This is a genomic window from Exiguobacterium sp. s133, from assembly GCF_018618595.1.
In the GTDB taxonomy this organism is placed as follows: domain Bacteria; phylum Bacillota; class Bacilli; order Exiguobacteriales; family Exiguobacteriaceae; genus Exiguobacterium_A; species Exiguobacterium_A oxidotolerans.
This window is the reverse complement of record NZ_JACSMK010000010.1, coordinates 22,516-36,172: the sequence shown is the minus strand read 5'-3', so window position 1 is coordinate 36,172 and position 13,657 is coordinate 22,516. Positions and strand designations below refer to the sequence as shown.

At 46.1% G+C, this 13,657-nt stretch carries 11 protein-coding genes; 4 read left to right on the top strand and 7 right to left on the bottom strand.

Going from position 1 to position 13,657, the window contains the following annotated elements; genetic code table 11:
- Positions 1–46 precede the first annotated feature (46 nt).
- From KNP96_RS12745 to KNP96_RS12735, 3 genes are all read left to right on the top strand, one after another.
- Positions 47–550 carry a PCYCGC domain-containing protein gene (locus tag KNP96_RS12745; protein ID WP_214770949.1) on the top strand — a complete coding sequence of 168 codons (504 nt, stop codon included), beginning with the start codon at positions 47–49 and terminating at the stop codon, positions 548–550.
- A gap of 193 nt (positions 551–743) precedes the next feature.
- Positions 744–1,766 carry a zinc-binding alcohol dehydrogenase family protein gene (locus tag KNP96_RS12740; RefSeq protein WP_214770946.1) on the top strand — a complete coding sequence of 341 codons (1,023 nt, stop codon included), beginning with the start codon at positions 744–746 and terminating at the stop codon, positions 1,764–1,766.
- A 240-nt stretch (positions 1,767–2,006) separates the two neighbouring features.
- Complete coding sequence (locus KNP96_RS12735) at positions 2,007–4,442, top strand: HAMP domain-containing sensor histidine kinase (RefSeq protein ID WP_214770942.1); 2,436 nt, start codon at positions 2,007–2,009, stop codon at positions 4,440–4,442.
- Between the two features lie 81 nt (positions 4,443–4,523).
- On the opposite strand, the gene wrbA is transcribed toward KNP96_RS12735, so the two are convergent.
- Positions 4,524–5,126 (bottom strand): NAD(P)H:quinone oxidoreductase, encoded by a 603-nt coding sequence (wrbA, locus tag KNP96_RS12730; protein WP_088838019.1) that lies wholly within the window; start codon positions 5,124–5,126, stop codon positions 4,524–4,526.
- Between the two features lie 139 nt (positions 5,127–5,265).
- Positions 5,266–6,312, bottom strand: a complete 1,047-nt coding sequence (locus KNP96_RS12725; protein ID WP_214770940.1) for a DUF2332 domain-containing protein — start codon at positions 6,310–6,312, stop codon at positions 5,266–5,268.
- 188 nt (positions 6,313–6,500) lie between these two features.
- Here KNP96_RS12725 and KNP96_RS12720 point away from each other — a divergent pair, with 188 nt between their 5' ends.
- Positions 6,501–8,300: an LTA synthase family protein gene (locus tag KNP96_RS12720; protein ID WP_214770938.1), complete on the top strand. Its 1,800-nt coding sequence runs from the start codon at positions 6,501–6,503 to the stop codon at positions 8,298–8,300.
- Positions 8,301–8,541: 241 nt separating this feature from the next.
- Here the strand turns inward: KNP96_RS12720 and KNP96_RS12715 are convergent, their stop codons facing one another.
- From KNP96_RS12715 to groL, 5 genes are all read right to left on the bottom strand, one after another.
- Entirely contained in the window at positions 8,542–9,480 is a 939-nt protein-coding gene (locus KNP96_RS12715) for a HEAT repeat domain-containing protein (protein WP_214770936.1), read from the bottom strand.
- A complete protein-coding gene (locus KNP96_RS12710; RefSeq protein ID WP_088838023.1) occupies positions 9,467–10,042 on the bottom strand; it encodes a GNAT family N-acetyltransferase in 576 nt (191 codons plus the stop codon). The genes KNP96_RS12715 and KNP96_RS12710 overlap by 14 nt, the downstream gene beginning before the upstream one ends.
- Positions 10,043–10,470: 428 nt before the next feature.
- Positions 10,471–11,067, bottom strand: a complete 597-nt coding sequence (locus tag KNP96_RS12705) for a hypothetical protein (protein WP_214770934.1) — start codon at positions 11,065–11,067, stop codon at positions 10,471–10,473.
- Positions 11,068–11,250: 183 nt separating this feature from the next.
- Positions 11,251–11,871, bottom strand: a complete 621-nt coding sequence (locus tag KNP96_RS12700) for a LysE/ArgO family amino acid transporter (RefSeq protein ID WP_214770932.1) — start codon at positions 11,869–11,871, stop codon at positions 11,251–11,253.
- A 137-nt stretch (positions 11,872–12,008) separates the two neighbouring features.
- Entirely contained in the window at positions 12,009–13,649 is a 1,641-nt protein-coding gene (gene groL / locus KNP96_RS12695) for a chaperonin GroEL (RefSeq protein ID WP_159173269.1), read from the bottom strand.
- Positions 13,650–13,657 lie beyond the last annotated feature (8 nt).

The window sequence follows — 13,657 nt, the reverse complement described above, 5'->3', positions numbered from 1 at the left end:
ACACGGTATACTGACTGATAGAGGAAATCGATTTGGAGGGAAGTTCATGAAACGACAAGTACGTTGGTTTACACTAACGTTGACGGCAAGTCTAGCGCTCGGCGCTTGTGCCCCAGCGGAACAACATACAGACAAGCAGATGAGCACAGAACATGCAGAGCACGAGACGCACGGTGCAGGGGATCAACTCGAAAAAACGAGTGCCAAGACGATTGCACCCGCTTTCTTAAAAGAAACCGATGAATCGATCCAAACGATTTATCTTGCCGTCGCCAAGCATCAAGACTTACTTGAAAAGATGCCGTGTTACTGCGGATGCGGTGAGACAGCCGGTCATACGAGTAACTATGACTGTTTCATCGCCGATCAGACAGCAGCAGGTGAAACGACGTGGACGACACACGGCATCACATGCGGGACATGTCTCGATATCGCGGCACAATCCATCGTCGCCTACCAACAAGGAACACCGATCAAAAAAATCCGCCAAGACATCGATGCGGCTTACGCAACTACTGGAGTCGCCCCGACAAAAACACCTGCATTATAATACTCATTCAAAAAGCCCCTTACTCACACGGCTGCGCATCTTTAAATGCGTCGTCTGATCGATGGGGCTTTTTTTGTTGACGCACAATTAGCATTCAAAGCGTTAGTGTTTCCTTCTTTCTGTAGACGTTTCATTTCAGCTACACGGTGGAACATTTTGAAGAGATACCTGAAACAGGAAAGGATGACGACAGATGACACAGATGAAAGCCGTTGGATTTCACCAACACTTGCCGATTACAGAAGAGAATAGTTTGATTGATCTTGAACTGCCACGTCCGGAAGCGACTGGTCATGATGTACTCGTCGAAGTCAAAGCCGTTTCCGTCAATCCGGTCGATACGAAAGTCCGGGCACATGGTCAAGATGAAACAGAACCGAAAGTCATCGGTTACGATGCTGCCGGAATCATCGTCGAAGTCGGGAATGACGTCGGGCGGTTCGAAGTCGGTGACGAAGTCTATTATGCCGGTGCCATCAATCGTCCGGGATCAAACAGTACGTTCCAACTCGTCGACGAGCGAATCGTCGCGAAAAAACCGGAACGGTTGACGTTCGCTGAAGCGGCGGCGTTGCCGTTGACAACACTGACGGCATACGAAGCATTAACCGATCGCCTCCATATCTCGTTTGACGCCAAGTCGAACCTCGACAAGACGATTTTAATCGTCGGTGCAGCCGGTGGTGTCGGTTCCATCGCGACGCAACTCGCGAACAAAGCCGGACTGACCGTCATCGGGACGGCTTCGCGCAGTGAAACGATCGACTGGGCAAAAGCACACGGGGCACACCATACGATCAACCACCACGAAGACTTCCGCCCGCAACTGGAAGCACTCGGTTATTCGTATGTTGACTACATCTTTTGTTTGAATGCGACCGATCAGCATTTTGAAGCGATGGTCGATGTCATTGCGCCGCAAGGAAGTATTTGCAGCATCGTCGAAACCGACAAATTGCTTGATTTAAGTGCCCTGCAACAGAAAAGTGCGAACTTCGTCTGGGAATTCATGTTCACCCGGTCCCTGTTCCAAACGCCTGACATGATGCGCCAACACGATATCTTGACGCAAGTCGCGGCGTGGCTCGATGCAGAGGAGTTAGAAACGACGGTCACGAAAACCTTGACCGACATCAATGCAGCAAACTTAAAAGAAGCCCATCGTCTCGTCGAAAGTGGGAAGACGATTGGGAAGGTCGTCGTCGCAGAAGCATGATCCGGTCACTTCACCCAAGCCATTCAAGTAAAACACTAACTTAACTAAGTTCAATTCTACGCTCAGGCATACTGTCAATCAGTATGTCTTTTCTAATGTTAATTTCTCATATTAAAGATATTTTAATTTTTCTTCTATATTTTTAAGTCTAAAAAATGTACGATTATGATAAGAAAAATATGTACACAAGTTACATCTAATGCATATATACGCTGACGTAAAGGAGCATTTAAAAATTATATGAATAAATGGTTAAATAAAAAAATCAGTCGGCAAATCATGTTCGCTTTTTATCTTATCTTACTTGTACTTTCAACGACCTCGATTGCTGCTTACTTTTATACAAATCATCAAGTCGCTAATGCCGAAAGTAGGATTGACGATATCAGCACCAGAGAAGACCGCGCGACGAAGCTCTGGGATACATGGCAGTCGCTTCAGTATGAAGTCAGGGGCTATGTCGTCTTCGGAGATGACGCCGTCATGGATGTGATCGAGTCGAAACAAGCATCACTCGAGCGCCAGACGAAATGGTTCGAACAAAATCGGATTTATGAAGCTGATCAAATTTATGCGACTGACATCCGATCGCTCTATACGTCGTATACGAAATTCGTCATGCCGAGTCTCATCCGTTACGTCCAAGCGAAACAGTCAGGAGCGATTGATGAAACGTTTCTTGAGATGCCGAGTTTAAAAGCAATGATGCCAGACATTCCGTCAGACCCTGACCGGAAATTTAAAATGGATGCTTCCGATAGCGAAACGATGCGCACGAGTGTCAACACGATGGAAAGTGTCTTTACGAGTTACCGAAACAGCTTAAACGCAAAGGAAGCAACAGCAAAAGACCAACTCGTTCAACAGACGAAATACGCCGGTTGGATCTGGTTAATCAACCTAGCAGTCCTGTTTCTCGTCGTGTTACTCCTCGTTCGTCCTTTCATCGAACGGACGACGCGTCAAATCCAACTGCTGAGTAAAGAAAGTAAATTGCTCGCGCAAGGACAACATACAGCACCACTGATTCCGATTGAACGCTCTGACGAAATCGGCGAACTTAGTAAATCGTTTCATCAGATGGCATCCGCCCTGATTGATAACAAGCATCGCCTGATGTCGACGAACGATAACTTGGAACAAGCACTCAAAGTGACGTTACGCAATGAAGCATTACTAAAAATACGGAACCAACTGACAGAGACGCTTGCTTCCCGTGACTCCGTGACGGCTTATCCTGCTGTCATCGAAAAAATGGTTGAAATTACAGGGTCGACGCATGGATCACTTATCTTTAAAGAAGGAACGACTGTAACCAATATCATCTCGCACGCGATGACAGATCAAGAACAGGACACCTTGATCGCGACGATTGAACCATTAATCCGTCAAGCGCGCCGTGATAAGATACCGCATACGGCACAAAATGCTGAACGCGCCTTAGCCGTTACTCCGGTTCTTGATCCGAGCACGGATGAAATCATTGCCTATATCTATTTAATGCGTTTAGACATGGCCTTCAACAAACAAGAACAAGAAGAACTTGCGACCTTCTCACGTCAACTCGCCCTATCCCTGCTTCGGATGCGAACGTTTGATGAGATCGACCGTGAACGTGAGAAGACATCCCGTCTTCTAAACTCCATCCGAGAATCCGTCGTCTACATTGAACTGGACGGCTCCAATCAGTTAATTAACCGGCCGTTACTTGATCTATTCAACCATTCAATCGAACAAGATTCGGAAGTCGACTGGTTGCTTGATATTGATGAATCAATCGTCAATTTAAAATACCGGGTTGACCAACTGCCTGAGTTTGAGCGTTATTTGCATCAAACCTTTATTGAGCACGAAATCGGTGAAGGTATCCTGTTCTCGATCGATCAGGAAAAACGTTTTATCAAAACATATTCTGAAAAAATCCACTATGGTGGTCAGTTCCGTGGCATCATGCTCGTCATGCGTGACGTCACGAATGAAGTCGAAATCGATCGTTTAAAAAATGAACTCGTTTCGACGATCTCGCACGAATTACGGACACCCTTGTCATCGATTTACGGATTTACCGAATTGATGATCGAACGTGAGCTGTCACCGAAGCGGCAAAAGACTTACCTCGAAGCTGTTCACTCGGAGACAAAACGCTTATCTCTGCTGATTAACGATTTCCTGGATTTACAACGGATGGAAGCAGACCGGCAGGAATATGAGTTTGAATCGTTTGATTTAATCGAACTGATTGAAGACCTGAAACAATTCCACGGTCTCTCTTCGACGACTCATGTGATTACTGTCTCACACGATGTAACGCACCTGTTAATCGAAGGCGATGCGAAAAAAATCCGCCAATTGTTCGGGAACCTAATCAACAATGCCATCAAATATTCACCGGCCGGCGGAGCCATCGATATCGAATTAGCGGTTCGCGATACGCAGGCTTCCGTCGCGATTCGTGACCACGGAATCGGGATTCCGACTTCTGCGATGGGTGAATTATTCCAAAAATTCTACCGGGTCGATAACTCGGATACACGCAAAATCGGCGGGACTGGACTGGGTCTATCGATTTGTCGCGAAATCGCCCGTGCTCATGACGGTGAAATCCACGTCGAATCCATCGAAGGTGAAGGATCGACTTTCACCGTCGACTTGCCATTGCGCCATCCGAATGCTTGATTTCAACTACACACTTCATACAAAAAGGACAATCGATAAACGCTATCGATCGTCCTTTTTTGATTGCTTGAATTTGCGCTCTTACTTCAGGAGACGGCTCGCCACTTCGACTGTCCGTTTTGCTTGATGACGGACGGCAGGTTCAACTGACTCAACCATCTTCCCTTCCTGGTCGACGGTGACCGTCGTTCCGTACGGGTTCCCTCCTGCTGCAAACAGCACCGGATCCGAATAGCCAGGTGCCGCAACGATTGCACCCCAGTGGAACATCGTCGCATAGACGGCAAGGACGGTCGTTTCCTGACCACCATGCGGGTTTTGTGCAGAAGACATTGCACTGACGACTTTATCGACAAGTTTTCCTTGTCCCCAAAGTCCTCCCGTCGTATCAAGGAATTGTTGGAATTGACCTGGGACATGTCCATAACGCGTCGGCACACTAAAGATGATTGCGTCCGCCCAGTCGAGTAAGTCGACGGTTGCTTCTTCGACGTCACGTGTCGCGTCCGTATGTTTTTGCCAAAGTGGATTCGAGGCAATCGCTTCCGCCGGTGCGGTTTCTTTAACTTTTGCAAGGCGGACTTCTGCTCCGGCAGCTTCCCCTGCCTCTTTCGCCCACGTGGCGAGTTGATGATTGGTACCGGTCGAACTGTAGTAAATGACTGCTAATTTCACATTAGACATGGAATCGCTCCTTTTCTACGACAGTGACGGACAATGGATGTACAGGTTATCTTTTCCCATTTTGTCTGTAAAAAAACGCCTTTATCTTGATCCTAAGATTTTTTGTGACTGAACTTCGATGCCTGCTTCTCTTTTTTTCTTAGTTCGGAAGAACGGATGCAGTCGGCAACAACCATTTGAACCAACGTCCGTGCCCGTCCGTTTCAGCAATCGTCTGTTCCTGGAGTGCCCCGTCCCGGTACAGATCAAGGTGCAAATAACGGTCCTGAACGTTATTGTACAGGTGATAGACGTCACGCGTTTGTCCAATCCGCTCGACGACGTGGAGCAGTTCTTTTTTCAGTGCAAGCGGTAACTGGTTTGCGACATGGGTATGGAAAATACAGAGGATATGCGCTGTCGGAATTCGCTCGGCACATGGTTCAAGGAGTTGAATCCCATCCCCTTCAATCAGTTCGAGTGGATGTTCGGCGACGTAACGTGCCGCCTGTTCAAACAGTTCAAGCCGCTCACGGTGTTCCGTCCAAATCAAGGCCTTTAACCATAATCGTTCGTCGTCATCCGTCAAATCAACGGTGTTCAAGTCAAGCCCGATTCGCTCGGCAATCGGCGGTGCTGTCCGTGCAAGCGGTGGGACATGCTCACCTTCAATCGTCGACGTCAAACGAAGACGCGACGCCGGATTTCCGAACGTCTCCCCCGTTCCGTAGTCATATGCGTACTGGTCGAACAGCAACTGCAGACCGGCACTCGTACCGATCTCAAGTAACGCGAGCGGACGCTGTTCGGCTTGATGAATCATCCCGAAGACCGGATAGAGATAGGTACAGCGCCGGACTTCGTTCGTTTGGACGAGACGCGTCGTCAGCAACTCAATCAATTCCGTTTCGTAGACCCGGCAAAAATCCTGAAAAGCCGGAAATGACTCATCGAACGGTGCGGCGTCCGTCGTCACACTCGGATAATACCGGGCTAACGGATGCTCGACCCCTTTTAGTAACAGATAATGGACGGCACCAAACAAGAGGTTCGGTACCGGTTGTCCGTCCCGTGCCTGTTGGCATATTGTCAAGATCGCTGTGTCACACGCGACGTGACGGGATAAGTACTCATAAAAAGGGCTCGAGTCCTTACACTCGCGTTCCGCGAACGTCTGAAACCGTACCGCTAATTCTTTGTTCGTCATCGCTATTCCCCCTACTATATCGTTCTTTTGAATAAATTCACCAAATTATTCCAAACCCCTTTTTTATATTTTATAAAATAAACGAATATACCATTTCACAATTTTTAGCACATCGTGATGTTCCTTCGCTTTTGTTATAGGGTAAATAGCATTAGACAACGATGATACAGACAAGGAGGTTGGCTTTGATGATCGGATTCGGTTATGCATTTTATTTACTACTGGGCATGCTCAAGTTCATGCTGTTCAGCTTTTATACGAACACAGAAGTTTCATTTAAGCTCGTCCTGTTGAACCTGGCCGGGATGTTGCTGTTATCGAGCTGGACCTTGCTCATCCAGTGGAAGAAACGGCGCTGGATTTGGCTTGGTCTGTTAGTGCTACATAGTTTCCTGTTAGTCTCAGATCTTTGGTATTACCGCTACTTTGACGATTTACTGTCCGTTTCCCTGATGTCGCAAATGCTGCAGATGAGTGATGTCGGCAGTGGTTTCATGGCACTGATCGTCCCGACCGATTTTTTCCTGTTCGCAGATAGCATCATCTTCGGACTCGTTTTAATCTTCTTACGGAAGAAACGGTTTACTGTTGCGAAGCGACAACAACGTCGTTCGGCGGTTGCCGCTTTTCTCGCCGGCATCGTGCTGTTCGCAGCACCGCTCACCTATGCCGTCGTCAAACAGGAGCAGCGGCTCGACCAGTCGATCTCCGACATGCGGGACTATTACCAGCTCGGGTTTTGGGGATATCACGGTGTCGATCTCGCCCGTGGAATCACGCGGGCCATCAGTCCGGACGGATCATTGACGGAAGCGGAGCGGCGACGGCTCGAACAATCCGCACCGGATGAAACGGCTGGTGCTGTCAACACACCGAACATCATCATGGTCCAGTTGGAATCCTTCCAAGGGTCCGTCATCGGACAGATGATTAACGGGCAGGAGCTGACGCCGCACTTAAACGAACTCAAACAGGAGTCGCTCTACTTCGAGTCGTTTTATCACCAAACGCACGAAGGACGGACGTCGGATGCGGAATTCATTACGAATACGTCGCTGTACCCGTTGAAGTCGGGCTCGGTCTACACCCGTTTCCCGGACAATGAGTTCGGCGCCTTACCGCAACTGTTAAAAGACAGCGGCTATGACACAGCCGCAATGCACGCCTACGACAAAGGGTTTTGGAACCGGGACAAAGTTTACGACAACCTCGGATTCAATCACTTTTTCAGTAATAAAGATTATCCGGACAACAAAGAAATCGGAATGGCCTTAAATGATAAACAGTTTTTGACGAAGTCGATCGAACATATGGAGACGTTACAAGAGCCGTTCTTCTCGTTCCTCGTCGCCTTGACGAGTCATACGCCGTATGAGATTCCAAAAGACGAACGCGAACTCGACTTAACAGGGTACGACGATCCGATGCTGAAACGGTATTACCAGACCGTTCATTATGTCGATCAAGGCGTCGGACTGATGATTGACGAATTGAAAGCGAAAAACATGTGGGATGATACCCTCGTGATCTTTTACGGTGACCACGACAGCGGCTTGACGAACGAAGGCAGCGAACTGCGGGAGAAAGCCGGAATCGACAACCCGGTCGACCTGTTCGAACTTGACCGGCAAGTTCCGCTGTTCATCAAGAAACCGAATCAACAGGACGGAAAGATCATCAAAGAAAACGGCGGACAAATCGATATTGCTCCGACGATCGTCGACTTGCTCAACCTCGAGTCATCCTACATGATGGGCAACTCGCTCGTCGATGATGAACCGAACGTGACGGCGTTCCGTGATGGTTCGTTCCGTTATCAAAACTATTATTATGAAGCGGACTTAACGGAAAAAGCCGGCAACGGTGTCTGTTATGACGTCTCGACGACAAGCGAAGTCGACCTTGATTTATGTAAAAAACAAGCGGATGTCCGGAAGGATTTACGCCTATCGGATGCCATCATTGAGAAGAACGGCTTGGAACAATAAACGAATTAAGAAATCACTTTTTCTTCACGCGCTTTCCTCAGGCGAGACACAAGCCAGTTTTCCTGTCCTCTCTGGACAGGAAAGCGGGTCTTGTTTGTCTCTGACAGCGCAAGTCACCTTGCGCTTTTTCCTGCAGGAGTCGCGTGATTCAAATGATTTCTGCAACACTAAAGGAGGAGCAGGACTCAACATCCGGCTCCTCTTTTTATGTGCTTTAGTCAATCCATCTTGAACGGATCATTTAGTGAGATGTCCGATATTTATTCAACCACTGTCGTTCCTCGTCAAACAGGACATCCCATCTTTTCGTGATGATCCAGTCAAACAACACCGGAATCGTCTTATCCGATTGTCGATAGCGATTCAAAAAACGCAGTGCAACCAGACCATCGTCGCTTTGAATCTGCCGCTTTCGCTTCAACATAGTCTTCAGCCGTTTGACGACCGGCTGAATGGAGGATGCATCCCCGTGTTTCGCAATTCCGAGCAACGCATATGCTTTGACGTCGACCGACCGATCCTCCAAACCTTTTATAAACATTGGCAGGAACGAGTCGTCTCCTAGTTCACTGATGGCATTGAGTGCCGAGTGCCGGACATCACCTTTCGGATGATCGAGGAGCGGTAACAGATGCGGAATCACCCGCTCCGTCCCGATCGTTGCCAACACAAAATTCGCACTCATGATCTCAAACGAATCGGTGGAGGTCGTAATAAATCGAATTAACGCCTCTTCTGCTAAAGCCCCCCGACAGGAGCCGAGTGCATCAATCGCCGAATTTCGAATAGCCGAACGGGAATCCTCGACACACTGGATGATATCCGTCGCGTCATGTACCCGTTCCTGTTTCGCCGGTTCATCGAGGATGCTGACAATTAGTGTCGGCTTCGTCTCTTGCGCCAGCCGTTCTAACAGAAAATCAGCAACACGTACGTCACCTGTATTCATCCCAATTGTCCCAAGCATAAAGTAGAAATACTGTTTCATTTCTAGTCGCTTAGTCTGTTCAAGCAGGTCCATTAACACAGGAAGCATTTGAATATCCTGAAAACGCCGTGCTGTTTCATAAGCCAAGTCAGACGGCGGCCCTTCACTCGTAGAATAACCCCATTCTTCATCGTACACATATTCATCAATCGACATCTGCCCCGCTAATGCGATCAATTCATCTTTGTTCATCGGCAGTTCCTTTAGTCTTCTCAAACAGTTTATACCAGTACAACGTGATATCAATTTCCGGATTAGCAGACTGTTTCAGCGTATCTACCCCACCAAGCACAAATCCTTCTTTGGCATAAAAACGGCAGGCAATCAAATTATCGTTTTGCGCTTCAAGCGATAAGCCGATCAACGACTGTTCCTTCGCCCAGGTTTCGGCTGCTTCAAGCAACAAATGGCCGACGCCACTTTTCCGAAAACTGCTTCGGACAGCGATATTTTCAATGTAGGCCAAACGATTCCAGTCTTTGACGAGACGGATTTGCCCAATGCATTCGTTCTCATGAAAAGCTAACAAAACAATTTTTTCACTGCTGTCGATATAAGTAGACCAATCCAGTGTGTCATCCGGGAAACGGATTTCTGATAGGGTATCGTATAACTGTTCTTCGTAAGACCAAATGCCATCAGAAAAACGAGGAAGGACTTTACCAATGATAGGGAACGATTCATTTGTGTCGTTGATGATAGTTATGGATTGTTCCGTTAAAGGTTGAATTGTGATTTCTGCGTTTTTCTTCATAGATTTCCACCTTTCACAACCTGTCTTATAATTTCTTAAAATTAATCTTTTTTTGGCACATAAAGAAAGACAGAAGTACTTAAAAATCATGTAATCATTGCAATTTGCAATAGGTGGAAAACTTCAATACTTATATTTTTAACCTTAGGAGGTTATCAAGATAAACCCTTAAAAATATGAATCGACCTATATGAATCAGATGCCAAACTTGAAGCAAAATTTTTACAGAATGACAACGATGCATGCGTCTAAAAAAGGGTTCTGAAATCAAAATGATATCTACAAGAACATCGATTTTAAGTACTTATTCAGCCAAAAAGATTATTCGAAAAAGAAAAAATCGGTATGGAGCTGAACGATTACTAGTTCTTCCTCGAATCGATTGATCATATGTATCCCCTGCAGGAACTGGTTATATTTCTTAAAATTCACTCTATTATCATGAAGTCTTTTTTGATTTTTTCAATGTCTCGACCAGTTGTTTTTTCCAAATACTTTAGGAAAGCATCATTTTCTTTAGTACCAATATACGTTTTAAATTTCTCAACATGCCCTTCAAACCCTTTGAAATAATTACTTTGATAATGTGGATCGTTGTAAATTTTAATGAATTCAAGATAATCTTTAGTACTCATTTTGTTTCGAATTTGCATTAAAAGAGAGTCCCATTTTTTTATTTTTTTCTCGTATAAAGGCTTTTTAAGTTTATTTTCTCTTTTTTCTTCTTCTTTTAATTGTTGAACATATTGTTCGATGTCGTCTATGTATTGAAAAAGTTCAAGTCGATTTTGACTATCTAATTTTGGCAGTATTTCATTCTCGTACTTCTTATACATTTGTTCTCTATAAGATAACTTCTTTTTTATTATTTGATTTTCTTTTTTATTTCCCGTATTCTCTTTTAATAATTTGATTCCCGTTTTGGCTACACCCATCCCAGCTAAGATCTCTTTTTGATTATCTTTAATTAACTTTCCAACTTTTTTCCCGCCTTCAACAATTGATGTAATTTCAATTTTCGCCATATAATCCACCTTTAATAAAATTAGTATTTATACCATTAAAGTAATTAAACAGTTTATTTTTCAACCTTTAAACTCTATACATAAAAAAATCAAAATAAGTTTCACTTTTCTATTCTAAAGTATTTTTAAATAGAAGTATTAAATCATTATACTTGTTAAAAGTAGTCGATAAAATATCAATTTTCAGAGAGTTTCTAGCGCAAACTGAATCAATTGATACGAGAGCCAAAACATCAAGCAACCTATTCCAAAATCTAAAACCTTCCATGCTATTGGTTTTTTAAATACAGGAATTAGCCATCTCGCCCCATAACCCAGACCCAAAAACCATACAAACGATGCAATCAAGGCCCCGATTAAGAAATTAACTTTTTGATCCAATGTCAAAGTCCCAGCTATTCCCCCTATCACGACGACTGTATCTAAATATACATGTGGATTTAAAAGTGTAATCGCTAATGTGAGTAAGATCGTCTTGTGAATAGGGATAATTTTGGCATCAGTTGAAATGTCGATTGCACTTGATGAAGACAACGCATTACGCAAAGATTTGAATCCGTATAAGAGCAGAAATAGTCCTCCGACAATCGCAAGACCGACATTCGCAAAAGTATTATTTTTAATAGCAGTACCGACTCCTAGTACGCCGGTACACATCAGTAACACATCGCATAAGAAACATACTAGGACTACCCAGAAAATATTGTTTTTCAATAAACCTTGTTTTAGAACAAACGCATTTTGAGCTCCGATTGCTACAATGAGCGTACCTGACGTCAACATCCCCTTTAAAATTTCATTCACTTGATGGCCTCCTCTCTTCTCACCTAAAAAAATGATACATACTGTTTATGTAGTTCTTTCAAATATTAAGTATACTATTGCAAATAAAAAGTACCGAACCCTATTTGCTAGGATTCGGTACTTAAAGATGAAATGTCTTACATCATGCCGCCCATTCCACCCATGCCGCCCATATCAGGCATTGCAGGAGCAGATCCGGCTGGTTCTGGTTTATCGGCGATGACGGCTTCCGTCGTCAGGAACATCGCTGAAACAGACGCTGCGTTTTGAAGTGCTGAACGCGTCACTTTCGCCGGGTCGACGATTCCCGCTTCAATCATGTCAACGTACTCGTCTGTCGCGGCGTTGTAGCCCATGCCTTGCGCTTCATGTTTGAGACGCTCGACGATGACTGAACCTTCTTGACCGGCGTTTTCCGCGATTTGACGGAGTGGTGCTTCGAGCGCACGAAGGACGATGTTGACGCCTGTCGCTTCGTCGCCTGTTGAGACAGCAAGAATCGATTCGACGGCTTTCGTCACGTGAATAAAGGCTGTTCCCCCACCGGCAACGATTCCTTCTTCGACGGCTGCACGTGTCGCATTCAGTGCATCTTCAATCCGGAGCTTGCGTTCTTTCAGTTCCGTTTCTGTTGCTGCTCCGACTTTGACGACAGCTACGCCGCCCGCGAGTTTCGCAAGACGCTCTTGCAGTTTTTCACGGTCGAAGTCGCTTGACGTTTCTTCGATTTGCGCACGGATGGCGCCGACACGTGCTTCGATTGAATCACTGTGTCCGTGTCCTTCGACGATCGTCGTGTTGTCTTTTGAGACGACGACTTTCGACGCACGGCCGAGTTGCATGATTTGTGTTTCTTTCAAATCAAGACCGAGCTCTTCTGTGATCAACTCTGCCCCTGTGACGATCGAGATGTCTTCGAGCATCGCTTTACGGCGGTCACCGAAGCCTGGTGCTTTCACCGCAACCGCGTTGAACGTACCACGGAGTTTGTTGACGACGAGTGTCGCGAGTGCTTCGCCTTCGACGTCTTCCGCGATGATTAAGAGCGGTTTATTTTGTTGGACGACTTGCTCGAGGACCGGCAAGATTTCCTGGATGTTCGAGATTTTTTTATCTGTGACTAAGATGTACGGGTTCTCAAGCACCGCTTCCATCTTGTCGGAATCCGTAATCATGTATGGTGACGCATATCCACGGTCGAACTGCATCCCTTCAACAACGTCGAGTTCTGTCGTGAAGCCACGTGATTCTTCGATCGTGATGACACCGTCCTGACCGACACGTTCCATTGCTTCCGCGATCAATTGACCGACTTCTTCGTCAGCAGCAGAAATCGCCGCAACTTGTGCGATTGCTTCTTTGCCTTCAATCGGTTTTGCGATGGCGTGGAGCTCTTCGACGGCACGGCGGACCGCTTTTTCGATTCCTTTACGGATGACCATCGGGTTCGCGCCCGCTGTGACGTTTTTGAGTCCTTCACGAATCATCGCTTGTGCGAGGACTGTCGCTGTTGTCGTACCATCCCCTGCGATTTCGTTCGTTTTCGACGCGACTTCCGCGACGAGTTTCGCACCCATGTTTTCAAAGTGGTCCTCAAGTTCGATTTCTTTTGCGATTGTCACACCATCGTTCGTGATGAGTGGTGAACCGAATTTACGTTCGAGAACGACGTTACGTCCTTTTGGTCCGATCGTCACTTTGACTGCGTCTGCTAATGCGTCGACACCGCGGAGCATCGCGCGGCGTGCTTCTTCACTGAATAAGATATCTTTTGCCATGACTGAAA

Bases quoted from the DNA above. Each gene is read 5' to 3' on its own strand.
- wrbA (WP_088838019.1), bottom strand. From the start codon at position 5,126: ATGTCTAATGTGAAATTAGCAGTCATTTACTACAGTTCGACCGGTACC.
- KNP96_RS12715 (WP_214770936.1), bottom strand. From the start codon at position 9,480: ATGAACAAAGATGAATTGATCGCATTAGCGGGGCAGATGTCGATTGAT.
- KNP96_RS12740 (WP_214770946.1), top strand. From the start codon at position 744: ATGACACAGATGAAAGCCGTTGGATTTCACCAACACTTGCCGATTACA.
- groL (WP_159173269.1), bottom strand. From the start codon at position 13,649: ATGGCAAAAGATATCTTATTCAGTGAAGAAGCACGCCGCGCGATGCTC.
- KNP96_RS12745 (WP_214770949.1), top strand. From the start codon at position 47: ATGAAACGACAAGTACGTTGGTTTACACTAACGTTGACGGCAAGTCTA.
- KNP96_RS12725 (WP_214770940.1), bottom strand. From the start codon at position 6,312: ATGACGAACAAAGAATTAGCGGTACGGTTTCAGACGTTCGCGGAACGC.
- KNP96_RS12705 (WP_214770934.1), bottom strand. From the start codon at position 11,067: ATGGCGAAAATTGAAATTACATCAATTGTTGAAGGCGGGAAAAAAGTT.
- KNP96_RS12710 (WP_088838023.1), bottom strand. From the start codon at position 10,042: ATGAAGAAAAACGCAGAAATCACAATTCAACCTTTAACGGAACAATCC.
- KNP96_RS12735 (WP_214770942.1), top strand. From the start codon at position 2,007: ATGAATAAATGGTTAAATAAAAAAATCAGTCGGCAAATCATGTTCGCT.
- KNP96_RS12720 (WP_214770938.1), top strand. From the start codon at position 6,501: ATGATCGGATTCGGTTATGCATTTTATTTACTACTGGGCATGCTCAAG.